This is a genomic window from Sphingomonas sp. Root710 (genome assembly GCF_001429065.1).
GTDB lineage: Bacteria > Pseudomonadota > Alphaproteobacteria > Sphingomonadales > Sphingomonadaceae > Rhizorhabdus.
The window spans coordinates 153854-179655 of record NZ_LMIB01000018.1 but is presented as its reverse complement, the minus strand read 5'-3'; the positions used below and the strand labels follow the sequence as shown (position 1 = coordinate 179655).

Annotated in this window: 21 protein-coding genes; 15 read left to right on the top strand and 6 right to left on the bottom strand. The window is 63.6% G+C overall.

What is annotated here, in order from left to right; genetic code table 11:
* Position 1: 1 nt before the first annotated feature.
* A complete protein-coding gene (locus ASE00_RS21525; RefSeq protein WP_056383788.1) occupies positions 2–994 on the top strand; it encodes a CobW family GTP-binding protein in 993 nt (330 codons plus the stop codon).
* Positions 995–1172: 178 nt separating this feature from the next.
* On the top strand, positions 1173–2003 hold the full coding sequence (locus ASE00_RS21520; RefSeq protein ID WP_162256512.1) for an MBL fold metallo-hydrolase: 831 nt from the start codon (positions 1173–1175) through the stop codon (positions 2001–2003).
* Positions 2004–2128: 125 nt separating this feature from the next.
* Here ASE00_RS21520 and ASE00_RS21515 read toward each other — a convergent pair whose 3' ends face one another.
* The gene (locus ASE00_RS21515) at positions 2129–3760 is read right to left on the bottom strand and encodes an FAD-dependent monooxygenase (protein WP_056383786.1); all 1632 of its coding nucleotides are present in this window, start codon (positions 3758–3760) and stop codon (positions 2129–2131) included.
* A gap of 233 nt (positions 3761–3993) precedes the next feature.
* Between ASE00_RS21515 and ASE00_RS21510 the strand changes: the two genes are divergently transcribed.
* The 6 genes from ASE00_RS21510 (at position 3994) to ASE00_RS21485 (ending at position 9459) form a co-directional block, all read left to right on the top strand.
* The gene (locus ASE00_RS21510; RefSeq protein ID WP_156405536.1) at positions 3994–4911 is read left to right on the top strand and encodes a LysR substrate-binding domain-containing protein; all 918 of its coding nucleotides are present in this window, start codon (positions 3994–3996) and stop codon (positions 4909–4911) included.
* 161 nt (positions 4912–5072) lie between these two features.
* Positions 5073–5996 (top strand): fumarylacetoacetate hydrolase family protein, encoded by a 924-nt coding sequence (locus ASE00_RS21505; RefSeq protein ID WP_082594890.1) that lies wholly within the window; start codon positions 5073–5075, stop codon positions 5994–5996.
* A gap of 42 nt (positions 5997–6038) precedes the next feature.
* Complete coding sequence (locus ASE00_RS21500; protein WP_056383784.1) at positions 6039–6998, top strand: fumarylacetoacetate hydrolase family protein; 960 nt, start codon at positions 6039–6041, stop codon at positions 6996–6998.
* A gap of 20 nt (positions 6999–7018) precedes the next feature.
* Positions 7019–7951 (top strand): VOC family protein, encoded by a 933-nt coding sequence (locus ASE00_RS21495; RefSeq protein WP_056383783.1) that lies wholly within the window; start codon positions 7019–7021, stop codon positions 7949–7951.
* A 135-nt stretch (positions 7952–8086) separates the two neighbouring features.
* Complete coding sequence (locus ASE00_RS21490) at positions 8087–8539, top strand: carboxymuconolactone decarboxylase family protein (protein WP_162256511.1); 453 nt, start codon at positions 8087–8089, stop codon at positions 8537–8539.
* 2 nt (positions 8540–8541) lie between these two features.
* Positions 8542–9459 carry a LysR substrate-binding domain-containing protein gene (locus ASE00_RS21485; protein ID WP_056383781.1) on the top strand — a complete coding sequence of 306 codons (918 nt, stop codon included), beginning with the start codon at positions 8542–8544 and terminating at the stop codon, positions 9457–9459.
* A gap of 5 nt (positions 9460–9464) precedes the next feature.
* Here the strand turns inward: ASE00_RS21485 and ASE00_RS21480 are convergent, their stop codons facing one another.
* Positions 9465–11138: an FAD-dependent monooxygenase gene (locus ASE00_RS21480; protein ID WP_056383780.1), complete on the bottom strand. Its 1674-nt coding sequence runs from the start codon at positions 11136–11138 to the stop codon at positions 9465–9467.
* 205 nt (positions 11139–11343) lie between these two features.
* Between ASE00_RS21480 and ASE00_RS21475 the strand changes: the two genes are divergently transcribed.
* Positions 11344–12363: a zinc-dependent alcohol dehydrogenase family protein gene (locus ASE00_RS21475; RefSeq protein ID WP_200957984.1), complete on the top strand. Its 1020-nt coding sequence runs from the start codon at positions 11344–11346 to the stop codon at positions 12361–12363.
* Positions 12364–12473: 110 nt separating this feature from the next.
* Positions 12474–12767, top strand: a complete 294-nt coding sequence (locus tag ASE00_RS21470) for a putative quinol monooxygenase (RefSeq protein ID WP_056383779.1) — start codon at positions 12474–12476, stop codon at positions 12765–12767.
* Positions 12768–12868: 101 nt separating this feature from the next.
* Here the strand turns inward: ASE00_RS21470 and ASE00_RS21465 are convergent, their stop codons facing one another.
* Positions 12869–14623, bottom strand: coding sequence for a sigma-54-dependent Fis family transcriptional regulator (locus tag ASE00_RS21465; RefSeq protein WP_056383778.1), 1755 nt, complete (start codon positions 14621–14623; stop codon positions 12869–12871).
* Between the two features lie 177 nt (positions 14624–14800).
* Between ASE00_RS21465 and ASE00_RS21460 the strand changes: the two genes are divergently transcribed.
* Genes ASE00_RS21460 through ASE00_RS21445 form a run of 4 tightly spaced genes read left to right on the top strand, consistent with a single transcriptional unit; the run spans position 14801 to position 20496 of the window.
* Entirely contained in the window at positions 14801–17392 is a 2592-nt protein-coding gene (locus tag ASE00_RS21460; RefSeq protein WP_056383777.1) for a TonB-dependent receptor, read from the top strand.
* A 17-nt stretch (positions 17393–17409) separates the two neighbouring features.
* Entirely contained in the window at positions 17410–18480 is a 1071-nt protein-coding gene (locus ASE00_RS21455) for an aromatic ring-hydroxylating dioxygenase subunit alpha (RefSeq protein ID WP_056383776.1), read from the top strand.
* Positions 18477–19436, top strand: a complete 960-nt coding sequence (locus tag ASE00_RS21450; RefSeq protein WP_056383775.1) for a PDR/VanB family oxidoreductase — start codon at positions 18477–18479, stop codon at positions 19434–19436. The genes ASE00_RS21455 and ASE00_RS21450 overlap by 4 nt, the downstream gene beginning before the upstream one ends.
* A 19-nt stretch (positions 19437–19455) precedes the next feature.
* A complete protein-coding gene (locus ASE00_RS21445; RefSeq protein WP_056383774.1) occupies positions 19456–20496 on the top strand; it encodes an aromatic ring-hydroxylating dioxygenase subunit alpha in 1041 nt (346 codons plus the stop codon).
* A gap of 150 nt (positions 20497–20646) precedes the next feature.
* Here the strand turns inward: ASE00_RS21445 and ASE00_RS21440 are convergent, their stop codons facing one another.
* Both ASE00_RS21440 and ASE00_RS21435 read right to left on the bottom strand, forming a co-directional pair.
* Positions 20647–21420, bottom strand: a complete 774-nt coding sequence (locus ASE00_RS21440) for a sulfotransferase (RefSeq protein WP_056383773.1) — start codon at positions 21418–21420, stop codon at positions 20647–20649.
* 230 nt (positions 21421–21650) lie between these two features.
* A complete protein-coding gene (locus tag ASE00_RS21435) occupies positions 21651–22586 on the bottom strand; it encodes an SH3 domain-containing protein (protein ID WP_056383772.1) in 936 nt (311 codons plus the stop codon).
* A 324-nt stretch (positions 22587–22910) separates the two neighbouring features.
* Here ASE00_RS21435 and lepA point away from each other — a divergent pair, with 324 nt between their 5' ends.
* A complete protein-coding gene (lepA, locus tag ASE00_RS21430) occupies positions 22911–24734 on the top strand; it encodes a translation elongation factor 4 (RefSeq protein WP_056383771.1) in 1824 nt (607 codons plus the stop codon).
* Positions 24735–24738: 4 nt separating this feature from the next.
* On the opposite strand, the gene ASE00_RS21425 is transcribed toward lepA, so the two are convergent.
* Positions 24739–25734, bottom strand: coding sequence for a glycosyl transferase family 90 (locus tag ASE00_RS21425; protein ID WP_056383770.1), 996 nt, complete (start codon positions 25732–25734; stop codon positions 24739–24741).
* Between the last annotated feature and the right edge of the window lie 68 nt (positions 25735–25802).

Sequence of the window (25802 nt, the reverse complement as noted above, 5' to 3'; positions counted from 1 at the left end):
CATGATTGATGCACGTCTGCCCGTCACGGTTCTTACCGGTTATCTAGGGGCCGGCAAGACGACACTTCTCAACCACATCCTGTCGGAAGATCACGGCCGGCGCTATGCCGTTATAGTGAATGAGTTCGGTGCGCTGGGGATCGATGGCGATCTGGTGGTCAACGGCGAAGATCAGATAGTGACCATGAACAATGGTTGCCTGTGCTGCACTGTTCGCGGCGATCTGATCGCTATCATCAACGATATTCTGGATCGCGCGCCGGGGCTCGATGGTATCCTGATTGAGACCACTGGCCTCGCCCATCCCGCGCCTATCGCACAGACCTTCTTCATGGACCCGGGCATCGTAAGCCGCACGCGCCTCGATGCATTCGTGACCGTCGTCGATGCGCGGCATATCGAGCAGCAACTTGCGAAGACCGCGGAGGCGCAGGCACAGATCGCCTGCGCTGATCTCATCCTGCTCAACAAGATCGACTTGGTGGAACCGGACAGGCTCGCTGCCTGCGAAGGACATATCCGGGCGATCAATCCAGAAGCAGAGATCCGACGCAGCATCCGTTCCGCCATTCCGGTCTCCGCAGTGATGGACCGGCACGCGTTCGACTTCGCGCGCGGCAATGCCGATCCCGAACGACTGCTGGATCACGGGAATGGAGATCATCACGGACATCATCACAGCAATGACGTCACGAGCGTCAGCATGGAGCTCGACCAGCCACTAGACCTCGAACGCTTCCTCCCCTGGATCGAGAAGCTGATCGCCAAGGATGGAGACGACCTCTTCCGCATAAAAGGCGTCCTCGCTTTCGCGGGCGAGGACCACCGCTTCGTGTTCCAGGCCGTTCACCGCGTGGCGGAAGGCGATTTCGCAGGACCATGGCCCTCCTATGTACGCCGTTCGAAACTGGTGTTCATCGGCCGTAATCTCGATCGTGACAGCCTGCGCCGCAATTTCGAGGCATGCCGGATCAAGGTTGCGGCAGACGCCTGACACAGGGAGCAGGATCAGCATGAAGATTGCGCTTATCAGCGCATTGGCGGCCGCTAATCTGGCGCTGTCCCCCGCCGCCGCCGGAGCCGAACGGGCGAAACCAGTGTGGGTAACGCTCGGCACCGGCGGAGGGCCGGTCGTACAGGCCCGACGGTCGCAGCCGGCCAATGCCCTGATCGTGGGCGACGACATCTATGTGTTCGATATCGGGGAAGGCTTCCAACGGCAGCTGAAGGCGGCGGGCCTCTCCCCATCCAATGTCCGCGCGATATTCCTGTCGCATCACCACATTGATCATGTGGGTGGCTTGATGCCGTTCATAGTCTCGCGCTGGGCCATCGGAATTCACAAGAATATCCCGGTAATCGGGCCCCCGGGCACCAATGCCATGGTGGACGGTATTCTTGCCGGCTCCGTACCGATCGAGCAGGCACCCCTGGCGGCGGGGAACGGCCCCGGCCGGACCATCGCATCCACGGTCACAAGGTCGGAGCTGCCCGCCGGGCCGTCTGCTCCCGTCGAAATCTATGCTGATGAAAATATCAGGGTGACGACGATCGGGGTCGACCACTTCCACGATACCGATGGCAAACTGTCATCCACCGTGTTTTCCTATGCCTTCCGCGCCCAGATTGGCACCCATTCGGTCGTCTACAGCGGGGATACCGGCCCATCGGCTAACCTGGCGACCTTGGCGAAAGGCTCCGATCTTCTCGTCAGCGAGGTCATGGATCGCGGCGCGACCAAGCAGGCGCTCGAACACATGCCCCTGCCTGCTGCGTATCGCGAAGGTCTGATGCGGCATATGGATATAGAGCATATGACGCCGCAGCACGTCGCGCGCATCGCCCGCGCGGCGGGCGTGAAGCAGCTGGTTCTTACCCATCTCGTACCCGGCCGCGACGATGAACAAGGCGGCCAGGGCTATATCGACGATATCCAGACGAATTATCGAGGGCCGGTGGTCGTCGCGCGTGACGGGCAACGCTTCGCGATACCAGCCGACTGAGCATGGATTGGCTGGCGATGGCGGCCTCGGTTTTGACCGCCTCCAGCACCTGCGCATGGTCGTAGCGGGCGGCCGCATCGGCAGATAATGAGATACTCCGCATCGTGGCACGGCGGCCGCCACCGCTATTGGCGATATTGAGCGGCCCCGCGCACCACATCGACAAGATGCCGGCAATCCTCCGGCAGCGTATCGCCGCGCCACGCGACATGCTGATCGGGTCGGATCAGGGTAAGGGCGCGGTCGTAGTGCGCACGCACATCGGCATGATCGAGCCGCCAGATTTTGAGCGGCAATCCGACCGCCGACGCCGCGGCTTCCAGCCGCCCGGTGTCGGCATCCGCATCCAGGACCAGCAGGCAGAAACCCGTCCCGAAATGGTCATAAAGCGAGTCGCCTTCGCTGAGCCACACATGCGGTGCCCGGTAACCGGGGATCGAGGTCGGCGTATACTCGCCATAATGGAGCGGAGGCAGTTCGGTCTCGTCACCGACGATGATCGGCGAACCGGTATAGCGATAGCCGAACTGCGCCCCCAGGCTTTTGAACTGCTGGGTCTTTTCCTTGACGATGAAGTCCCGCACCTCCGCGCGAACGCGTTCGCCGCGTTCCGAATCCTCCTCCATATGCTCGCGAACCAGCGCCTTGCCCCACAGCTTGTTATTGTGGACGGACCCCTCGATGATGAACTTGCACACGTCGCGGCGCTCAAGCGTATAGGTGTCCGGGAGCCGCGGGCCGCCCCATCCGGCCAACATCGCCGCGATTTTCCATCCCAGGTCGGCGGCATCGCCGACACCCATGTTCATTCCAAAACCGCCAAAGGGCGGCGTGAGATGGGCGGCGTCGCCCGCAAGAAACGCCCGCCCAAAGTTGAAGGTGCGCGTCATCCGGGAATGGCTGCCCCACTCCCAGCCCTGCTCCTCCGACGTTTCGAACTCCTGGCCCACCGCTCGAAAAAGCATCGAGCGCACTGTGCTCCAGTCCTTCGGATCGACCCCCTCGGGGGTTGGCGACACCATGTAGATCCAGTGATCATTCTCGCTCTGGGGCGCGAGAAGATCGCCATAGCCGTCTTCGTTGAGGAAGAAGGTGTGGGAGGACAACTGAGTCTTCGCGAACAGCTTGGCGAGGTCCGGCGCACGGAAATACCAGGAGAAATTCCGAAAGATCGTCTCGCCCTCAAGCCGCAGGTTTATCTTCCGGCGCAGCGCGGAATAGGGCCCGTCGGCGATGATCAGATAGCGCCCGCCAACCGTCACGGTTTGGCCGCCGCTCTCATAGCTGAGCTCGACGCCCTGATCATCCTGAACGAAATCGACGGCGGAGGCGAAAGGGACGAACGTCACGTTCGGAAGCTCGAGCAGGCGCTCGCGAAGGGTCTTCTCGATGGCCTGGAACGGCGCCCATTCCGGTCGCTCCGAGGCGATGGGAAGGGGCTCGCGCCACTCGTTTCCGCCTACCGCGTTGAAAATGATGTGGCCATTCGCGCGCGTGGACATCGTCAGGTCGCGAATGACGGTGGATGGGATAGGATCATTTTCCCGCAAACGGTCCGCGATACCCCACCGGCGAAAATGCTCCATCGAGCGGGCGTTGGTCAGGTTTACCTTTCCGATGCCATATTCGTCCGGTGCCCGGCGCTCGCATATGAACACGCGCACGCCCCGCAAGGCAAGGTCGATCGCCGCGCACATGCCGACCGGCCCGGCCCCCGCCACCAGGACCTGATATTCGTCAATTCCAACCGAACCCATCGTCGATCCTTCACAATTTCCGTCTGCCCGGCTTAGCGCCCGCGGCACTGGCCGCCGGTGACCCCAACCCACGGGGCCCGGTCCGGTCAGGGATAGCGGCGAGACGCTAGTGCCGAGGTCCTCAAGCAGCCAGATGACAAGGCGATGCCATAGATACCTGAAATGACGATAATTGCCTGTGAATATCGCCCTGCTACTATATTACGGTATCATTCCCGCCCTTGGATCAGACGATGAAACTCACGCATTTCAGAGACCTGCTCGCGGTCGTCCGCACGGGCAGCCTACGCTCTGCCAGCCGGCATCTGGGCATCGCGCAGCCGGTCATCACCCGCAGCATCCGGGAGTTGGAGCGCGAGCTGGGGCAGACCCTGCTCGAACGGCATTCGAAGGGCGTGACGCTGACCCCGGTGGGCGAGCGCTTCGTGCGCCGCATCCAGGGCATCGAGGCGGAGGTCAGGCGCGCGAAGGAAGAGGTCGAGCAATGGAGCGGCGAGCACAGCGGGGAGGTCGCTGTCGGACTGTCGCCGGCCTGCGTCATGACGCTGCTTCCCTCTGCGATCGCGACCTTCAGCAAACGCTATCCGAAGGTGGTGACCAAGGTCACGCAGGCGCTTTTCCAACCGATCGAGACGAAACTGGCCGCCGGGCTTCTCGATTTCTGGATCGGCCCTCTGTCGAAGAAGCATGCATCGCAGCGGTTCGCGATCGAGCAGTTCATGCCCAATAGCCGTCGGATAGCGGCTCGGCCCAATCACCCGCTGCTGCGCGCGCAAAGTCTCGAAGAACTCGCGGGAGCGCGCTGGGTTCGTCCGCCGCTGAGCGACAGATATGCAGATAGCGACCTGGAGGCGATCTTCGAACGGCGGGCCTTGCCGACGCCCGAGATGACGGTCGAATCCTCCTCCATGCTCATCACCCTGGTGACCGTGGCCAACACCGACATGCTGACGGTGCTTCCCGAACAGATGTTCAAACTCATGCCGGTGACGCGCTTTTGCGCGCCGTTGGAAAATATCCCGGCGCTGACGTCCGATCCCATCTGCATGGTAACGAGACAGGGACTTCCTCTCACGCCCCTGGCGGAGAAGCTCAGCGACCTGATGCGAAAGGCGGCGCACAATCACGCGCGGGCCGAACTCACGGCGTAAGGCTCTTTTTCCTGACTGCAATCTTGCGTTCGAGCTCCAGCCGGACGTCCGCGCTACCCATGCGGGTATCGCAGATCGAATTTTCTGATCGCCTCAGCATCGCTGATCGCTTGCTACGATCCGGCATCAGCGACAGCACCTGCCCGATCGGGAGATAAAAGATGAAGCTCGTACGTTACGAAGTCGATGGCAAGCCGGTGATCGGCGTCGTGTCCGGAGACGGGATCATCCGGATCGCGGATCTTCTGCCCGAGTTCACCGAAATGCGTCAGTTGGCCGCCGCCGGTCCGGAAGCGCTCGACCGGCTCCGCGACAAGATGGAGTCGGCGCAGCCCAGCGTGGCGCTCGAAGGCGTCAAGCTCCTTGCTCCGATCGAGCGGCCGCGCAATTTCCTTGCGATCGGCATGAACTATCGCGAGCATTGCAAGGAGGGCGTTCGCCTGGGCGTCATCCCACCTGCGCACCAGGTCTGGTTCAACAAGGCGACGATCAGCCTTTCAGGCCCCTATGACGATATCGATCCGGGCGTGACGAAGCAGCTCGACTATGAGGTCGAACTGGGCGTCGCGATCGGGCGGACGGCGCGGTATGTTTCACGCGAAGAAGCGCCTGCGCACGTCTTCGGCTATTTCGTCGCGAACGATGTGTCTGCACGCGACTGGCAGAATTACGCCCAGACGTGGACGATCGGGAAGTCGTTCGAGACGCATGGTCCCATCGGTCCCTGGATCGTAACGCCGGACGAGGTCGGCGATCCGCACGCGCTGAACCTGCGCACCTATGTGAACGGCGAACTGCGTCAGGAATCGAACACCGAACAGCTGATCTACAGCATCTGGGAACAGATCGAATATGTATCGACCGCGTTCCGGCTGGAACCGGGCGATCTCCTGCTGACCGGCACGCCCGAGGGTGTCGGCCATGCCATGGTGCCGCAAAAGCATCTGCAAGTGGGCGATGTCGTCCGCTGCGAAGTGGACAAGCTCGGGGCCACCGAGAACAGGGTGATCGCGAGCTCTGCCCAGCGCTTCCCGGAATTGGAGTTCAACAAGATCGCCCGCGTGCTGGCGGAAGCCGATGCCTGACCCATTCGGGACGTCGCCGCTTCGGAACGAGGATAGACCAGCATGAGATTCGTCACGTTCAAAGGCGTCAAAGGACCTACGCTCGGAGCGATCGTGGGGGAAGCGGTTCTGGATCTTCCTCTAGCCGCCACCATGGCCGGGGTAGGCGATTTTCCGGACAGCATGCAGTCCCTTATCGAAGCGGGCGAACCGGCGGTCGCCATCGCTCGATCGCTTGCCGAGACAGCAGAAGGGGGGGCGCTGGTGCGTTCGCCCCGACTGCTCGCGCCCTTGCCCCGCCCCGTCCGGTTCCGCGACTGCTGCCTCTTCCTGGAGCATATGGAAGTATCCGCCGGCAAAATCGCGAAAGCGCAGGCGAAGGCGGCTGGAAAACCCGAGCCCACGCCGGAAGGCCCCAACGGGAACTGGCTAAACGCGCAGTTCTACAATCAGGTGATCTACTACAATGCCGATCATCTGCATGTATATGGCCCGGAAGACGATATTCCCTGGCCGGTGCAGCCTGGATGGGCTGATTATGAGCTGGAATGGGCGTGCGTTGTCGGCAAGACGGCCAGCAACATAGAGCGGTCCGTCGCCCATGAGCATATCTTCGGGTTCACCATCTTCAATGACTGGTCTGCGCGCGATCTGCAGTTCCCGTTCATGGAAGCCAAGCTCGGTCCAGGGGAAGCGAAGGACTTCGCCAACAGCTTCGGTCCCTGCATCGCCACGCCAGACGAGTTCGCCGATCCGTACGACCTCCAGATGACCGCCAGGATCAATGGGGAAATCTGGTCTTCGGGTTCGACCGGCACGATGCATCATCGTTGGGAGGACGCGCTGGTTCAGTTCAGCCGGGGCAAGGCGCTCTTCGCCGGTGAGGTGATCGGCTCGGGGACGGTGCTCGGCGGCTGCGGGTTGGAGCTGGATAAACAGCTGAATCATGGCGACGTCGTCGAATTGGAGATCGAAGGCATCGGCGTGCTGCGCAACCGCGTGCTGTTCCCGCACAGCGCATGACACAGGATGGAGCGACGAAAATGACAGGTGTGACCGGCATCCGCTACGTTCGCTACGAGGCGCCCGATCTTGATCTGATGGAGCGTTTTCTGACCGACTTCGGTCTGATCCGATCCGTCAGGACCGAGACGGCGCTGTACATGCGCGGCACGGGGAGCGAGCATCATATCCATGTCACGGAATGGGGCGAGAATGCGCGGGCCGTGGGTGTGGGCCTGAGGCTCGACGATCGGGAGGATCTCGAGAGGATTGCAGCTCGAGCCGGGGCGGCCGTCGAGCCATCGAACGAACCGGGCGGCGGCATGCGTGCCGTTCTGACGGATCCTAATGGCATCCGCGTGGACTTGTTGTGGGGACAGGCGACGCTGGAGCCGCTGCCGGTGCGCGAACCTTTGATACTCAATGATTCGAAAAAGGCCCGCCGGCTTGGTTCGCTCCAAAGGCCCGCGCGCGGCCCTTCGCATGTCGCCAGAATCGAGCATGCCGTGCTGGAAGGACCCGAGTTCTCAGCAGCGGTCGGCTTTTACTGCGACCTGCTCGGCATGCAGGTGTCGGATCGGATGTATGCCGACGATCCCGCGGAGTCCGTGGTCGCGTTTCTTCACTGCAACAGCGGCGCTGCCTATACCGATCACCATACCATCGCGGTCGCGAAGGGTGGCACGTCCGGAATCCATCACAGCGCGTTCGTCACGCTCGACTGGGATGACCTGATGCTGGGGCATTACCACCTCAAGAGCTGCGGCCACACCCACGACTGGGGCATCGGCCGTCATATCCTCGGCAGCGAAGTGTTCGACTATTGGCGCGATCCATTCGGCAATCAGCTGGAGCATTGCATCGACGGTGACATGGTCAACGACCAACACCGACCCGGCAACATCGCACTCGTGGACGAGACGCTTTCGATCTGGTCTCCGCCGCCAAATCCCGCTCAGGCACCGACCGCCTGATTGCCAAGCCCAAACGGACCGGCCGGATTTACGGAGCAAGAGATGAGCAGGATTGCGCTGCGCACGGAAAACGAGCTGGCGCTCGATCCCTTGGCATCGGCAGTCCGGCAAAGGCGTGGCGGGCATCTGCTCCGGATGGACCGGCTGATGCTGCACAGTCCGATTTTCACCAGGGGGTGGAATGATTTCAGCCGGATGCTGACGGGCGGCCTTTCCCTCCCCGACAGGCTCAGCCAGTTCGTCATGTGCGTCGTCGGGGCGGCGAATGGCGTTGATTACCAGTTGTTGAGCCACGCGCCTCGCTTTCTCGCGGCCGGCGGATCCCGGGCGCAACTCGACGCGCTGGCGGATATGCCGGCGGTGCTGGAAGACCAGCGCCTGTTCGATCGACAGGAGCGCGCGGCGGCTAGGCTGGCGTTGGAGATGACCCACGACATCCATGTGTCGGACGGCGTCTTCGCTGCGGCACATGATGCTTTCCCCAGCGCGGAAACCCTGGTCGACCTCGTCGGGCTCATCGCCGCCTATAACATGGTGTCGCGCTTCGTGGCTGCGTTCGGAATCAGCGCCGAAAATGGGCGGCTGTAGACGTGAAGCTCCATCATTTCCGCGACCTCCTCGCCGTCGTCGAAACGGGGAGCCTCAGGGCAGCTGCGCGGCATCTTGGCCTGGCCCAACCCGTTATTACGCGCAGCATACAGCAGCTCGAGCATGAACTCGGCGTCGCCTTGTTCGAGCGGCATGCCAAGGGCGTGGTCCTCACGGAGAAAGGTGCGCTCTTCACCCAGCGGGTCGAGGCTATCCAGGCCGAACTCCAACGGGCTCAGGACGAGATTGCGCAAAGCAAGCAGGAGTTGACCGGCGAAATCGCGGTCGTTTTTTCCCCCGTCATCTGCATGACGCTCATGCCGCGCATCCTGTCAGCATTCAACCGGCGCTATCCGAACGTCGTCCTGCGCATTTCCGAAGGCTTGTTCCAGACGGCCGAACCTCATCTGGAAAATGGGGTGGTCGACTTCTGGGTTGGGCCGCTGGAACTCTCGATCGCGCATCCACGCTTCTCGGTCGAGCGGCTTTTTGACGCCAGCCGGAGAGTGGTGGGGCGGACCGGGCACCCCCTTGCCGGCGCGACCAGCCTCGCCGATCTAGCCCGCTGCGGGTGGGTCAGGCCGGCCACCGCGAAGTCGACGACCGAAACCGACTTCACCCCCTTGTTCGCGGAGGCCGGTCTGCCGCCGCCGAAGGTGCTGATCCACTCCGGATCCCCTCTGATAACGATATTGTCGGTCGCGAGTTCGGACTTCCTCACCATGCTGCCCGAGCATGTCTTCGGATTTTCATCCTTGTCGAAACTCGTGACGAAATTCGAAGGGGTGGGCCCCTTCCACTCGCCACCGATCTGCAGCGCCCGTCGGCACGGTCTCCGCCTCACGCCCGCGGCGGAGCATCTGTGCGATCTTATCCGCAAGGCGGCCCATAATTTCCTCCTGGAGGAAGCGCTGGTTTAGCGAGGTCAGATTTCACCGCTTCCGCCCGACGCTGGACATTCGCCGCCGCCTCGAGACAGATGGTGCCCTGTCACTCGTGTCAGGAGATCGGCGGGTGGGGCACTGCCACGCCACGCCACATGCTGATCGGGGCGGATCAACGCCAACGGCGTTTCATAAAGATCGAGCAGTGCGGGCTCGTTCAACTCGACGATATCGAGCGGAATGCCCATTGCGTCCGCCTTGGCCTTCATCTCGCCGGCCTGCGCTTTGCTCCGTGTGTCGAGCAGGAGCAGCGTGAAGCCCTGGCCGAATCGGTCGTACAGTGAACATCCATCGTCAAGCCAGCGGTGCGGGGCCAGGTTGCCCGGCCGTGCCGACGGAATATAATCGGGCGTGGGCAACCATCGGTCGACGCCGTCTTCCTCATTCTTGATCAGCGGCGAACCGGCATAGCTGTACCCAAGTACGATGTTCAGGCTGTGGAACTCCCTGCCCTTGGTCTGATGGATGAATTCCGCCACCTGTCTGCGCACCTCTTCACCCTTTGCCGACAAATCCTCTATTCCGTCCCGGGCCAGCTTGTTGGCCGCGGTGCTGTGATTGATCTCGGTTTCCTCCAGCACGCGCTCGTGCACGGGCCTTCGCTCGATCTCATAGCTCTTCAACAGAGAAGCATGGCCCCACCCTTGCAGCACGGCTGCCAGCTTCCAGCCGAGATCCACGGCATCGCCGATCCCCATGTTCATGCCATGACCTCCGAAGGGCGGGTGGAGGTGGCAGGCGTCTCCGATCAGGAAGACCCGGCCCGAGGAATAGCGTTCGGCCAGCAGCCGGCTGGCCACCCATGAGTCCGAGCTCAATATCCTGTACGGAAGATCCAGGCCGGTCGCGCGGCGAAGAATGTCGGGCATGTCGTGATCCGAAAAGCGCTCCCCTTCCCTCAGTCCCATCGGGATGAAGTACCAACGGTCTCCCACGTCCATCGGCCCGATCGTGCTCGGGACGTCCGCGTTGAGTTGCCAATAGTGGATGCCGGGACCGTGGCCGTGCGCCTGGGCGATCCCCGGCGCCTCGAAGATGGTGTTGTAGTTGTACGACAGTCCGTAGCGTCCCCGCATCTCGATGCCGCACCGTTCTCGAACGGTGCTGCGCGCTCCGTCGGCGCCGACCAGATATGGGCCGCGTACGGTCCGTTCGACGCCGGTGGCGGCATCGCGGATGCGCGCGCGGACCCGATCGCCTTCCTGCTCGAAGTCGACAAGTTCGTGACCCATCGCCACCTGCACCGAAGGCAGCTTGGCGACGTGATCCAACAGTGCCGCCTCGAGCTTATATTGCGGGATCCATTGCGCATGCTCCGAATAGCGGTGGTCACGCTCGGGCTTGCAAGCAAAGGCGTCTTCGATCCGGGTCACGAGCGGACCAGCAAGCCTGGTCACGAACACGATGTGCGATGGATAGTCCACCCCGAGTGGCGCCGCCTTGGCGAGCGCGTCGGCGATACCCCAGCGCCGCAGATGCTCTCGTGTTCTAACGTTCGTCAGCTTGGCGCGCGGCGCGGCGCCGGTGCGATCGTTCCGTTCGACGATAAGGCACGGCACCGAGCGGTTGCCCAGTTCGATCGCCAGCGCAAGCCCCGCCGGACCGGCGCCCGTGATGATGACAGGGTCGGCCTGCGGCCGGATCTCGATTGCCATTGCTGCTCTCCCTATGGTCGCGCAGGGCTAGCAAAGGCGTTGATGTGGAGAAGGATGGAGGAATTGACCGTCCGATACCTGGAGCACATCGGCAAGGATCGTCGCGGTTGCACTCGCCCAGGTATCAGGGAGATATTGCTGGCATCCCCCATCCCGCGCTCGGAGCGCTAATGTCTCGCTTCAAGGACCTGCGGAGGTGGAAGACATGTCGATGCGCGCGCTGACGGTATCGGCACCATGGGGCATCGACAGCATCCGGCTTGCCGACGCTCCCATCCCGGTTCCCGGACCCGGCGAAATCCTCCTTCGCATGAGGGCGATCTCACTCAATTTTCGCGACCTGCTGATCGCCAATGGACGCCACGTGCGCGGCAGCCTCTCGGAATCGGCCGTCATTCCGTTCGGCGACGGCTGTGGAATTGTCGAAAGCGTCGGCGAGGGCGTGAGCCGTGCGGCCGTGGGCGATCGGGTCATTCCCACCCTGATCCCCGGATGGATCACGGGTCCGCCAACGCCGGGACGGGTCGCGCGTGCGCTAGGGATGAACATGCCCGGGCTGGGCCGCGAATATGTCGTGATCAGCGAAGAGGCGGCCGTCCGTGCACCGGACTTCCTGACTGACGCAGAAGCCGCCTGCCTGGCGTGCGCCGGACTCACCGCATGGGCAGCGCTGTTCGACGGGCCGCCGCTGCTGCCGGGCGACGTCGCGCTTCTGCAAGGAACCGGCAGCGTCTCGCTCTTCGCCCTGCAATTCGCCAAGGCCGCCGGACTGGAAACGGTCATCACCTCATCATCGGATGAAAAGATCGATCGCGCCCGCCGGCACGGCGCGGACCATGCGATCAATTACCGCACCGACAGCGAATGGGCGGGGGCGGCGCGTCGGCTGACCAGTGACCGCGGCTGCGATTTCATCCTCGATATGGGAGCCCGGGGCACGCTGGCGGAAAGCCTTCGGGCGGTGAGGATGAACGGGTGGATCTCGGTCGTCGGCATGCTGGAAGCAGGTTCTCCCCTCGATCCCGCGACGCTTCTGGCGAGCGCCGCCACGGTGAAAGCTGTTCTCGTCGGCTCCCGCGACATGTTCGAAGCGATGTGCCGGGCAATCGATCACCATCGCATACGACCCATTATAAGCGAGGTCATGCCCTGGACCGAAGCATGCCGCGCATTGGCTTGTCTCCAGTCGGGGTCCCCTTTTGGCAAGGTCGTGCTCGAGCTTTGAACCGGCAGAATACGCCCGCTTCGCCCGGCCACCGCTATGGATATCGGGATGTGCCGCAGGATCGATCGAAAGAAATTCGTTGCCGCAAGGCTGTATCGGGAGAGTGAACCATGATCTTCGAAGTCGCGGAATTTCGGGTAAAGGAAGGCATGGAGGAGAGCTTCATCAGAGGGACCGAAGCCTCAAAGCTGCTTTTTCGACAAGTGCCCGGCTTCAAGGGACTGGAATTGCATCAGGAAGTCGATGACCCGCGCAATTTCATGGTCATCGCGAGCTGGGAAACCGCGGACCATCGCCTGGATATGCGGAAGACGGAGCTATATCCTCAGATCCGCGCACAGGTCGAGCATTGCTTTTCCGTCCCCCCCACGGCTCGTCACACACATAAACTGGTGGGATATTGAGCAGACAGACGTGCGCTCGACCTGCTCGATGCCCACGCGAGACCGCCGGAACCAATCGCAGGCGAAAACCGCTACGCATCGTTTACGCTGCCTGCCAAAGGTCAGCCGGTCTGGCGGAGGCCGAGTTTCTTGATTCGATAGGCAATCTGGTTGCGGGTCATGCCGATCATGCGTCCGGCCTCGATTTGATTGCCGCCGCACTGGTCCAGCGCGCTGCGGACCATCTGATCGATCACCTCGTCGTGGGACAGGCCGCTTTCGACGAGCGTCGTCCCGATCCGCAACGGCTGCGGGCGCTTGGACGTCTCGATGATGAAGTCGGCGAGCGGATCGTGCGACAGGCCGTCATCGGGGCGCAGGGCGTCGCCTGACATCATCAGGTGATGGACGCCGATCAGCTCTCCATCGGCCGCCAGGATCACGCCGCGCTCGATGGTATTCTCCATCTCGCGGATGTTGCCCGGCCAGGGATAGTCGTGGAATAGGCGAATGACCCGGTCATCGAAACCGATGCCGCGCTTATGGTGGCGGGTGGCGAATTTGCGAAGGAAATAGTTGGCGAGAAGCGGTATGTCCGCGCGCCGGTCCCGCAACGGCGGGATCCAGATCGGGAACGTGTTGAGCCGATAAAACAGGTCGGCGCGGAACCGCCCGGCCTCGACGTCGCCGCGCAGATTCGCATTGGTCGCGGCGACGGTCCGCACGTCGCACCGGATCGAACGGGTGCCGCCGACCCGCTCATATTCGCCCTCCTGCAGGACGCGCAGCAGCTTGCCCTGCGCAGCGAGCGACAAGGTGCCGATCTCGTCCAGGAACAGCGTGCCGCCGCTGGCCCGTTCGAAACGGCCGGGGCGGGAGGCATCGGCGCCGGTATAGGCGCCCTTCTCGACGCCGAACAGTTCGGCCTCGATCAGCGTATCGGGAATGGCGGCGCAGTTGACGGCGACGAGGTCCTTGTCGGCGCGGCGGCTTCGACGGTGGAGTTCGCGGGCGAATACCTCCTTGCCGACGCCGCTTTCGCCCAGGAACAGCACGGGGGCTTCCGACCCGGCGACCTTGTCGACCAGATGCAGCGTCACGTTGAAGCCGGGCGATGCCCCGACCATCGGTCGGGTGGCAAGCGCATCGTCGTCGACGTTCTTGACCGCGACGCTGGTCTTGCGGGGTCTGGCCGGGCGATCCGGATAGCCTTCCGCGCGGAACCAGCGCAGTTCGCCGTCAGGATCGTCCCAGTCCTCCGCCGGCTTGCCGACGAGAAAGCAGTGCTTGTGGCCCATCGCCACGCAGTTCAGTTCGCGGAAGATGATAGGCCGGCCGAAAAAGGCGGACGAATAGCCGGATGCATAGCCCACCTGCTGCCAGCCGCCGGGATGCGGGCCGACCCCGATCTCCTTTAGATGGGCATGGCATTCGGCGGAATTGTGCCATTCATATTCGCTGTAGAAATAGCCGGTCTTGCGGTCGGCCTCGAATATCTTGGGAACGACGCGAACCGATCCCTTCAGCGAGTGGAGCTGGGGCCCGACGGTGAAGCCTTCGAACAGCGTGCCGTCCTTGCGCAGCTCCAGCGCCAGCGTGGCGTCGCCGGATCCGATGCTGTAGCCGATACGGGACATCACCCCGCGGGCGCGATCGTAGCCGAGCGCGGAAATCAGCTCACGCCGCATGATGGCGAGGCCTGCATTGTCGGTCAGCACCATACGTTGACCGTTCAGGAATATCTCCGCCCGATCAGGATCGAAATGAAAGGTTTCGAGCAAGTCGGCAAGCGACGGATCGGCGGCCTGACGGAAACGGTCCGCCAGCGAGGGCCGTTCCGACCGCGTGCTCTGATCCCCAATAGCCTTGGTGCCCATCGGCCTCTCCCTGGGAAATCTGAATTTTCAGTTGTTATGCGTTAGAGGCTGCTGACTTTTCCGCAAAAACACAAGGGGAGGTTAGGCCGCTCACGAACGGTTCGGCGGATTTGCGCCATTTCGCCGGGTTGGCACGCTTCCTGCTCCTAACGTCGGCAGAACCAGAGGAGGGGAAATATGTCGTACCGTGAGATTCTCGCTGTCTCCAGCTCACTGCTCGCGCTGATGCCGGCGGCGTCGTGGGCCCAGACCGCAACGCCGGCGGAAAATGTCTCCGACGGTGCCAGCGGAATCGAGGAGATCGTCGTCACCGCGCAGAAGCGCGCCCAGAATGTCCAGGATGTGCCGATCGCCATTTCGGCGTTCACGGCCAACGCGCTGAAGGAGCGCGCGGTCGCCGACGTGGCCAGCCTGTCGAACATCGCGCCGAACGTGACGCTGGACGCCGGCACGCCCTTTTCGGGATCGAGTTCGGTGCTGTCGGCCTATATTCGCGGCATCGGCCAGAACGACTTCGCAGCGAACCTCGATCCCGGTGTCGGGGTCTATCTGGACGGCATCTATCTGGCCCGCACCGTCGGTGCCAATCTGGACCTGCCCGATGTCGAGCGGATCGAGGTGCTGAAGGGGCCGCAGGGCACGCTGTTCGGCCGCAACACGATCGGCGGTGCCATCTCGGTCGTCACCCGCGATCCGGGCAAGGAATTCTCCTTCCGGGGCGACATCACCACCGGCCGCTTCAACCGGCTGGACATCAACGCCAGCGTCGACCTGCCGATCACCGACACGCTGGGCGTCTCGCTGACGGGATCGTCGCGCAAGCGCGACGGCTATCTGAAGCGGATCGAATATCCGGGATCGGGCAATTTCGCGACCGACCCCGACGCCGCCTTCCGCGCCAATGGCTATGACAGCTCCTCCACGGAGGGCGGGCAGATCGAATGGTCGCTGCGCGGCAAGCTGAAATGGGAAGCGACCGACCGGCTGACCGTCCGCATCTCGGGCGACTATCTGCATCAGAACCAGCAGGGCACCGCCAACAAGCTGCTGGCGACGACCGAGAGCCAGCCCTTCGTCTTCGCGCCGACCGCCGACCGCGCACTGGTGATCCCGGGATTGGGCGCGACGGCGCTGTACGACGGAGCGTCGGGCCTGGCACCGAACGGCTTCAACTTCGCCGGCCTCTATAATTTCTGCATCGGATCGACCACGGCGGAGATCGCGGCGCGCAACGCGACGGCGCTGTGCGGCGCGCGGGGCACCCCGCTCAATCCCGGGCAGGTGATCGGCGGGCTCGCCAGCGTCAATGTCGACGCCGATCCCAGCAACGACCGGCTGCCCTATGACAGCCGTTACATCCTTGCCGACAAGGACAAGAGCTATGCGACCGGGCTGAACTTCTCGCGCATGCGGGTCTGGGGCCTGTCGATGACGCTCGACTATACGCTGTCGGACGCGTTGGCCGTCAAGTCGATCACCGGTTACCGCCGGTTGAAATGGGCGACCGGTCTCGACGCCGACGGATCGCCGCTCCGCGCGCTCGAATTCTCCTTCTCGCTGAGGAACTGGCAGTTCAGCCAGGAACTGCAGCTGACGGGCCATGCGCTCAACGACAAGCTCAAATATGTCGTGGGCGGCTATTACTTCAAGGAACGCAGCTTCCTGAACGATTATGTGACCTTCGATCAGGGCCTGCTCCAGATCTTCGGTCCGAACCTGCTCCACACCGAGAACTACGCCTTTTTCGGGCAGGCCGATTACGAGCTGTCGGAGCTGATCAGCCTCACCGCCGGCGCGCGCTACACAAAGGAGAAGAAGGATTTCAACGGCGGGCAGAGCGACCTGAACGGCTTCAATTACAAGCTGTTCAACTGCCCGGTCTATGGTGATCCCTGCACCACCGCGCTGGGCTTCCCGTCACCGACCGAGCCGTTGCGTTATTATGTGCCCGACACCCAGCATGCGACGTTCGACAATTTCGCGCCGAAGCTGGGCGTGCAGGTGCATCCCAGCCGCGACATCATGGTCTATGGCTCCTGGTCGCGCGGCTACAAGACCGGCGGTTGGACGACGCGCCTGTCGAACCCGCTGCCCAATGCCGCGAGCTTTACGCCTGAAAAGGCCGAGAGCTTCGAACTGGGTGTGAAGTCGGAATTCTTTTCCCGCCGGCTGCTAGTCAACGCGGCGGTGTTCACCACCAAATATGACGGCATTCAGCTGAACTTCCAGCAGGGCGTCTCCCCGACCATCCAGAATGCGGGCGATGCGCGCATCAAGGGCTTCGAGATCGAGCTGGTCGCCGCACCCGCCGACGGCCTGACCCTCAACGCCTCGGTCGGTTATAGCGATGCCTATTACACCAGCGTGCTGCCGCAGGCGCAGGTCGCGCCCAACGCGTTGCAGGCGGGCGTCTTCCCCGGCGCGCCGCTGCCCAAGACACCCAAGTGGAAGTTCAACGTCAGCCCGCGCTACGAATATGTGCTGCCGAACGACGGGGCGCTGGTTGCGCTGATAGATTATACCCGCACCAGCAAGGTCTGGAACGACAGCGAGCGCGCCTACGCTCTGCTGCGCCCTGCCACCGACCAGCTCAACGCCAGCCTCAGCTATCGTGCGCCGGATGGTCACTGGACGCTCACCGTGGGCGGCGTGAACCTTACCAACGACCGCTATCTGGTCAGCGGCGGCAATCAGACCGCGGCCGGCCTGCTGTTCGGAACCTATAACCGCCCGACCGAGTGGTACGCTCGGCTCGGCGTCAAGTTCTGAGCCGGGAGGGTCGGGCGATGTTCGTCAGGAACGCCTGGTACTGCGCCGGCTGGGACGAGGATGTCGGGATCGGCGCCACCGATCTGGTGGTGCGCAAGATCGCGGGGCGCTCGATCCTCCTCTACCGGACCGGTGAGGGGCGGCTGGTGGCGATGGAGGATCGCTGCCCGCACCGGTCGGCCCCGCTGTCGCTCGGGCGCAAGGAAGGCGATGCGATCCGCTGCATGTACCACGGCATGTTGTTCGGTCCCGACGGCGCCTGCCGTCAGGTGCCGGGCATGGACCGCATCCCCGATGGCGCAGTCGCCCAGACCCTGCCGGTGGTCGAGAAGGACAACTGGATCTGGGTGTGGATGGGCGATCCGGCGCGGGCCGATCTGGAGCTGATCTGCTTCGCGATCGGCCCGTCCGATCCGAACTGGGTGCTCAAGACGTCGCATCTGCGGGTCGGCACCGGCTATCGCGAGGAGATCGCCAACCTCGCCGACCTCAGCCATGTCTCCTGGGTCCATGGCCTGACCTTCGCGGGCAGCGACCATTGGGGCTTCATCAAGCCCCGCCATCGCCTTGAGCCGCGCGGGATCGAGACGCGCTACTGTGTGCGCGGGGTGCCGGCGCCCGCCTTCGGCAAACATCTGTTTCCCGAGGATGCCCGCTTCGACATCAACGTCCATGTGCGGATGACCGTGCCGTGCAACTTCATCCTCAGCTTCGCGGTGCACGAGGCCGAAGAGGGCGGATCACCCAGCGAGCCGTCGAAGGGCAAGCTGCTGCTCGACACCTTTTCCAGCCAGGCGGTGACGCCGCGCGACGAGGGGTCGATCGACTATTATTTCTCCTGGGGAACGAGCCGGGAGACCGCCTTCCCCGGCATCGTCGACCTGATGCACCGGACCAACATGGACGCTTTTCTGGAGGATAAGCGCATCCTGGAGGGGCAGCGCGAGCGGCTGGTGCAATATCCCGACGCACCGCAGGTCGATATCGTCCATGACGCCGGGCCCGGACGGATGCTGTGGGTGCTCGATCGGCTGCTCGAGGAGGAAGGCGCCGAGCGTGCCGCCGCCGATCGGGAGCGGGCGTCGTGAGCGACGACTGGATCACCGTCCGGATCGCCGCGCGAAGGCGGCTGGCGGAGGATGTCGTCGGCCTGTCGCTGGCGCCGGTCGACGGCGCGGTGCTGCCGCCGTTCACCGCAGGCGCGCATGTCGATCTCGAACTGCCGGGCGGCGTGGTGCGGCAATATTCGCTGTGCAACGCACCGGGTGCGCCGGACCGCTATGAGCTCGGCGTCCTGCTCGACCGGCAGGGGCGGGGCGGATCGCGTGCGGTGCATGAGGCGCTGGCGGAGGGCCAGGCGGTGCGGATCAGCGCGCCGCGCAACCTGTTCGCGCTGCAACAGGCCGAACATATCGTGCTGATGGCGGGCGGGATCGGGATTACCCCGATACTGGCGATGGCCGAACAGCTCTCCTGTGAGGGAGCCAGCTTCGAGCTGCATTATTTCGTGCGCTCAGCCGAGCGCGCGGCCTTTGTCGACCGGCTCGGCGAGGCCCGCTTCGCGGGGCGCTGGCAGCTGCATGTCGGCGAGCGTATCCCGCCGAGTTTCGATGCCGCGCCCACGCTCGGCACGCCGCAGCCAGGGCATCGCCTCTATATCTGCGGCCCCAACGGCTTCATGGATTTCGTGCTCGACAGGGCGCGGGCGGGGGGCTGGGCCGAGGATCGGCTGCATTCCGAACGCTTCGCCGCGCCGCCGCCATCGGCCGAAGGGGATCGCCCGTTCGAGCTCGAGATCGAAGGACGCGGCCTGATCGTCCCCGTCGCCGCCGGGCAGAGCGCGGCTGCCGCGCTCGCCGCCGCGGGCATCAGCATCCCGCTCTCCTGCGAACAGGGGATTTGCGGCACCTGTCTCACCACCGTCGCCGCCGGTATCCCCGATCATCGCGACGCCTATCTGTCGGATCAGGAAAAGGCGGCGAACGACTGTTTCACGCCCTGTTGTTCCCGCGCGGCGACGCCGCGCCTCGTCATCCAGCTCTAGCATCGGGAGAAGAAAGGCCATGGCCTCCGCGTTCGAATATCTCAAACGGGCCTGGTATGTCGCCGCCATGTCATCCGAAGTGGCAGGAGAGGCGCTGTTCCACCGCCGTATCCTGGGTACCTCCGTGATGATCTACCGGCTGGCAGACGGATCGCCGGTCGCGCTGCACGACCGCTGCCCGCACCGTTTCGCGCCGCTGCACATGGGCAAGCGCGAGGGCGACGAGGTCGCCTGCCCCTATCATGCGCTGCGCTTCAACGCCGAAGGGCAGTGCGTCCATAACCCGCACGGCAATGGCCGCATCCCTGCCGCGGCCCAGGTGCGGCGTTTCCCGCTGATCGAGAAATATGGCTTCCTATGGATATGGATGGACGAGAGCGACGCCGATCCCGCGCTGCTGCCCGATTTCTCGCCGCTGGACGAGGGGCATCCGAACGCCGTCGCCCAGACCTATATGCACATGGACGTCAATTACGAGCTGATCATCGATAACGTAATGGACTTGAGTCATATCGACCATGTCCATGGCGAGATCATCACGACGCGCGGCCAGCTGTCCCCGATCGTGCCGAAGGTGCGTGAGCGCGAGACGCACATCTCGGCCCGCTGGGAATGGTCGCAGACCCCGGCGATGATGATCTTCGCCAATTTCCTGCCGCGTCCTGCGGAAGAGGCACGCCATTATTTCGACATCACCTGGACTGCCCCCGCCAACATCCAGCTATCGGTAGGCGCGGTGCAGGACAGCGAGGATTTTGCCGAGGCGACGAGCCAGTATGATCTCCACACCTGCACGCCCGAGGACGCCTTCAAGACCCATTATTTCTTCGCGACCCGGCGCAACCATGTCGAGAGCGATGCCGACTATAACACGATGAAGATCCAGGCGATGCATCAGGCATTCGAGGCCGAAGATGGCCCGATCATCACCGCCGTCCAGCAGGAGATGGGGGAGGCCGAGTTCTTCTCGCTAGACCCGGTGCTGATGTCGAACGACGTGGCGCCAGTGAAGGTGCGGCGGCTGTTACAGAAGATGATCGCGGCGGAGAAGCTGCGCTGATCTTTCGCCGCTGCTCGATGGTTGCGGTCGAGGATCGGGACGCGTTAGAACCTCCTCGCCAGCACCATTCTGCGTGGAGAGGCGCGATGAAAGGCCTCCGCTTCGGCGGGGCTCTTCAGGCGCGCGGGGCCTTCGGCCCAGCGGCCATAGTCAGGCGGGCAGAGTTCTTGCTTCGAGTTTCCTGATGAGGTGGCCGCAATGGGCTGCGATCCGGTCTTCCAGCAGGGCCGGATCGATCTTGGATACCAGATCGAACCGGGCGGCCGCCTTGAAGGCGTGGGTCTTTCGCTCAGCGAGCCGCTGGGGATCGACGCCCAGATACTCGGCCATCCGGGCCGCGTTGGCCGCGATGTCGGGGGTGCGCACGATCATCAGCTGCCCGGGCGGCACGATCCGCAGGACACGCTCATTATGCCACGCCCAATAGGCCAGATAGCTGTCGAGGGGATATAGGCCGTTATCGCGCAGTATCTCGGCCCCGGGGAAATGTCCGTAAAGCGAGCGCCCGAAGCGGTAGTCGCGAAAGCGCTTCCACTCGGCATGGACCGGCGTCCCCAGCTGCTGATTGAAGAACGAGTCTAGCCACGACCTTGGATCGCGCACCGTCAGCAGGAAGCGGGCCTTGGGAAAGCAGGCCAGCAGCTCTTCAAGGAAGAAGACCAGCATGTGGGTGCTTTCGAGTTGCAACCGCAGCTTGTCGTGGCGGTTCCAAAAATAGGCCCTGCGCTCCTTGAGGGTGGGGCGGGGATTGGCGAGGATGAGCCGGATCATCCCGAGTGCATGCGGCTCATGCGCGGTGCGCATCGCGCCGCCGAAGAGTTCGGCGATCGAATGGGTGCCCGACTTGGGCGCCCCGACACAAAAGGCGGGATTCTCGACCCGCTCCGGTGCAGCCATCGAAACTTCGCCGCCCTGGTCATGCATAGCGCCATCAGTCCCTTTGCTTCCTGTCGTCCGGTACCAGGGGCCCTATAAAATTATGGATGGCCCGCACAAGCGCCGGGTGCGCATGAGCGCCTGCCCGCGGCTGTCGGGCCTTCCGCCGCGTCGTGGGAATGCCCGGTCGCAGCCGATGGTAAACGAGATCCAGGACCACGCCGATAAAAAGGGCGCCGGTTTCCCGGCGCCCGATTTGAGCCGATCTGGCAGCAGGCCTATTTCAGGTCTTCGACCGAAACCCAGCCCTTGGTGCCATAGGCATCGCTGACTTCGACGAACAGGCCCTCGCGGACTCCGCTCGGGGTCAGCACCGTGCCGGCGCGCAGCGCGCGGACCACTTCGCCCTTGGCCGCCTGGGCATAGAGCTTGGTGTCGATCGCGGTGGTGTAGCCGGGCGTGGTGGCGACCGTCGTCGCCTTGGCGGCGCCGGCGGCGGGCTTGACCGCGACCAGCGCGGCCTGCTGCGCCACGACGTTGTTGAAGGCGAGGATGAAGGCGGTGGCGAGCATCTGCCCGTCCTTCGACGCGCCATAGCCGCCCGAACCGCCAGCATAGGGATCGCCATAGCCCATCGCCGCCATCTGCGCGCGCGCGGCGTCGCCCCACGGATTGCTGGCGACGAGGCCGCTGGGACCGAAGGAGACCTGGGTCTTGGTCTGCTGGCCGTTGCCGGTGACGACGGTCTGGCCGGTCGCCGGGCTGATCACGCGCAGGCCCGCGGCGATCGTCTTCTTCTTGCCGCCGAAGCCGCCGAACATACTCAGCGCCTGGCCACCGAACGGCACGCTGCCCATCATCTTGCTGGCCATGCCCGAACGGACGAGACCTTCGGTCAGCGCGGTCTTGGCCAGGCTGGTGCCCTGATCGACCTCTTCTTTGTCGCCGGCGATCGCGTTGAGCAGGAAGTCGGCGGGGACACCGCTGCTACCCGCCTGAAGCGTGAAGCAGCCGCTCTGCACCGCCATGGCCGCGATCAGGTCGCGTGGGCTGTTGAGACCATATTTGGTCCAGCCCTGGGTGTCGCCATCGACCACGGCGATGCTACCGATCGGCTTGTCGCACTTCGACAGTGCGACCGCCTCGTCGGCGGCGAAAGCGGGTTGCGCGGAAAGCATAGTGGCAGCGGTCGCCGCCATAAGGACGTATTTCATCGTGAGAACCCCCGTTCATATCAGGACGAAGCGGAAGCCCCCCAACGCGAATCACGCCCCGTCACGGCACCGAAGATTCCCGAAACCGGGTCGGGTTACTATGATTAAAAGCACATTCGGCCTTATTGTCCGCTGACGCGGAAGTGCGGTGCCAGCCCGCTCCCCCACCCAACATCCCGATATCATATCCTGGATCGGGAGGTTGGGTGGGGGGGAGCGGGCTAGCACCGCATGTTTCAGCAAAGCTGAAACCCACAACTTTGCGTCCTGACGCGTGCGTTGCTATGGGCGCGCAACTCTCCTCTCAGCCTGATTGAGATATTCGTGACCGTTCCGATCGACCGTATCCGCAATTTTTCGATCATCGCCCATATCGACCATGGCAAGTCGACCCTTGCCGACCGGCTGATCCAGCGCACCGGCGGGCTGACCGATCGCGAGATGTCGGCGCAGGTGCTCGACAATATGGACATCGAGAAGGAGCGCGGAATCACCATCAAGGCGCAGACCGTGCGTCTCGATTACACCGCCAAGGACGGCAATACCTATGTCCTCAACCTGATGGACACGCCGGGGCATGTCGACTTCGCCTATGAGGTGTCGCGCAGCCTGGCAGCGTGCGAGGGCGCGCTGCTCGTGGTCGACGCGGCGCAGGGCGTCGAGGCGCAGACGCTGGCGAACGTCTATCAGTCGATCGAGCATGATCATGAGATCGTGCCGGTGATCAACAAGATCGACCTGCCCGCCGCCGAGCCCGACAAGGTGAAGAAGGAGATCGAGGACATTATCGGCCTGCCTGCCGACGATGCCGTACTCGCTTCGGCCAAATCGGGGATCGGCATCGACGAGGTGCTGGAGGCTGTCGTCACCCGCATCCCCCCGCCCAAGGGCGACCGGACCGCGCCGCTGAAGGCGATGCTCGTCGATAGCTGGTACGACCCTTATCTCGGCGTCGTCATCCTCGTCCGGGTGGTCGAAGGGGTCCTGAAAAAGGGCCAGCAGATCAAGTTCATGCAGAACGGCACGCTGCATCTGGTCGACCGGGTCGCCTGCATGCGGCCCAAGCTCGAACAGCTCACCGAGCTGGCAGCGGGAGAGATCGGCATCATCACGGCACAGATCAAGGAGGTCAGCCAGACCGCGGTCGGCGACACGATCACCGACGCCAAGAAGCCGACCGCCGAGCCGCTGCCGGGCTTCAAGGAAGTCCAGCCGGTGGTGTTCTGCGGCCTGTTCCCGGTCGACGCCGCCGATTTCGAGAAGCTGCGCGACAGCCTCTACAAGCTGCGGCTCAACGACGCCTCGTTCAGCTTCGAGGCCGAGAGTTCGGCGGCGCTGGGCTTCGGCTTCCGCTGCGGCTTTCTGGGGCTCCTCCATCTGGAGATCATCCAAGAGCGGCTGACCCGCGAATATGATCTCGACCTGATCACCACCGCGCCGTCGGTGGTCTATCGCCTGCACCTCAGCCATTCGAAGACCGAGGACGCCAAGACGATCGAGCTGCACAACCCTGCCGACATGCCCGATCCCAACCGGATCGACATGATCGAGGAGCCGTGGATCGAAGCGACGATCTACGTCCCCGACGAATATCTCGGCTCGCTGCTCAAGCTGTGCCAGGACCGGCGCGGCATCCAGAAGAACCTGACCTATGTCGGGGGCCGCGCGCAGATCACCTATGAGCTGCCGCTCAACGAGGTGGTGTTCGACTTCTACGATCGGCTCAAGTCGATCAGCCGCGGCTATGCGAGCTTCGATTATCATCAGATCGGCTATCGCGAGGGCGACCTCGTCAAGATGAGCATCATGGTCAATGCCGAGCCTGTCGATGCGCTGAGCATGATCGTCCACCGCGCCGCCGCCGAGGCGCGCGGGCGGCACATGTGCGAGCGGCTCAAGGACCTGATCCCCCGCCACCTGTTCAAGATTCCCGTCCAGGCCGCGATCGGCGGCAAGGTGATCGCACGCGAGACGATCGCGGCGATGCGCAAGGACGTTACCGCCAAATGCTATGGCGGCGACGCCAGCCGCAAGCGCAAGCTCCTCGACAAGCAAAAGGAGGGGAAAAAGCGCATGCGCGAATATGGCAATGTGAACATCCCGCAGGAGGCATTCATCGCTGCGCTGCGGATGGGCGACGAGAGCTGATCGGCTATCGCGGCGCCACGGCGCCGGCATAGCCGCGCAGCAGCGCCGCCATATAGCCCGTCACCGCCTCGCGGCTGAAATGGCGCGCCGCGAAGGCGCGTCCCGCTGCGGCGATCGCGGCATCCCGCTCGAAGGTGCGATCGGCATGGGCGACGATGTCGAGCACATCCGCGTCGCGCCGCACCGGCAGGAAATGCACCCATGGTTCGAGCCCGTGCATATAGTAGAGCAGCGACGCCGAGGCATATTTGACGAGCACGCTGTTGCTGGCGAGCGCGACCGCGGTGCGCGACCATGTCGCGCCGTTGCCATCCATCGAGAGGATATAGCGATAGCCGAACTGGTCATGCCAGTCGCGCCAGCCGGCCGCCATCGGAACCATCGTCTCGACAATGCGCCTGGTCTCGTCGCTGTCGCATTGCACGACCGCCGAGATCTCGAACCTGACGTCGGGCTCGTCGCGGAAGAAGCGTGCTGCCCTGATCCGTTCATGCGCGTCGGCCTCGACCCGCTTCATGCTGACGATGCCGCCGGTGGTGGCCCCGATAAAGCAGGCTTCGGGCGCCTTGTCTGCGAAGCTGCGGCCATCCTGGAACGCCGCACCGGCATAATAGGCCGAGATGATGAAATCGAGATCGGGCAGCAGGATGGTGCGTTCGAAGCGTATCTTGTGGAAGCAGAACAGCGGCACGTCGCGCTCTTCGGGGCCCCGGTCGCCCAGGCGTATCGCCAGCGGCACCTGGCAATCGATGCCATGCTCGGCGACCACGGCCTGAATGAAATCGCGGTAGAGCGGCGCGCGCGAGGCAATGAGATCGGCCAGCGCCGGCGACGGGGCTGCGGTTAGCGGCTCGTCTATCGCGACATGACCGTCGCGGATATGGAAGATGCGGATGCTGGGGTCACGCGCGGCGGCTTCGTTCAGTCCGGCGAGCAGCGTGTCGCGGCGAAGGCCTGTGCCGCGCCAGGGCGCGATCTCAAGCGATGCCCATTCGTCCAATCCCACCTCCCGGCCATGCGAACCGGATGCTGGTACCCGCTTGCCCCCGCGCTGTCACCCGCCAGGCC

Bases quoted from the DNA above. Each gene is read 5' to 3' on its own strand.
- ASE00_RS21470 (WP_056383779.1), top strand. From the start codon at position 12,474: ATGATCTTCGAAGTCGCGGAATTTCGGGTAAAGGAAGGCATGGAGGAG.
- ASE00_RS21435 (WP_056383772.1), bottom strand. From the start codon at position 22,586: ATGAAATACGTCCTTATGGCGGCGACCGCTGCCACTATGCTTTCCGCG.
- ASE00_RS21505 (WP_082594890.1), top strand. From the start codon at position 5,073: ATGAAGCTCGTACGTTACGAAGTCGATGGCAAGCCGGTGATCGGCGTC.
- ASE00_RS21475 (WP_200957984.1), top strand. From the start codon at position 11,344: ATGTCGATGCGCGCGCTGACGGTATCGGCACCATGGGGCATCGACAGC.
- ASE00_RS21460 (WP_056383777.1), top strand. From the start codon at position 14,801: ATGTCGTACCGTGAGATTCTCGCTGTCTCCAGCTCACTGCTCGCGCTG.
- ASE00_RS21455 (WP_056383776.1), top strand. From the start codon at position 17,410: ATGTTCGTCAGGAACGCCTGGTACTGCGCCGGCTGGGACGAGGATGTC.
- ASE00_RS21445 (WP_056383774.1), top strand. From the start codon at position 19,456: ATGGCCTCCGCGTTCGAATATCTCAAACGGGCCTGGTATGTCGCCGCC.
- ASE00_RS21490 (WP_162256511.1), top strand. From the start codon at position 8,087: ATGGACCGGCTGATGCTGCACAGTCCGATTTTCACCAGGGGGTGGAAT.
- ASE00_RS21480 (WP_056383780.1), bottom strand. From the start codon at position 11,138: ATGGCAATCGAGATCCGGCCGCAGGCCGACCCTGTCATCATCACGGGC.
- ASE00_RS21500 (WP_056383784.1), top strand. From the start codon at position 6,039: ATGAGATTCGTCACGTTCAAAGGCGTCAAAGGACCTACGCTCGGAGCG.
- ASE00_RS21515 (WP_056383786.1), bottom strand. From the start codon at position 3,760: ATGGGTTCGGTTGGAATTGACGAATATCAGGTCCTGGTGGCGGGGGCC.
- ASE00_RS21465 (WP_056383778.1), bottom strand. From the start codon at position 14,623: ATGGGCACCAAGGCTATTGGGGATCAGAGCACGCGGTCGGAACGGCCC.
- ASE00_RS21525 (WP_056383788.1), top strand. From the start codon at position 2: ATGATTGATGCACGTCTGCCCGTCACGGTTCTTACCGGTTATCTAGGG.
- ASE00_RS21440 (WP_056383773.1), bottom strand. From the start codon at position 21,420: ATGCATGACCAGGGCGGCGAAGTTTCGATGGCTGCACCGGAGCGGGTC.
- ASE00_RS21510 (WP_156405536.1), top strand. From the start codon at position 3,994: ATGAAACTCACGCATTTCAGAGACCTGCTCGCGGTCGTCCGCACGGGC.
- ASE00_RS21495 (WP_056383783.1), top strand. From the start codon at position 7,019: ATGACAGGTGTGACCGGCATCCGCTACGTTCGCTACGAGGCGCCCGAT.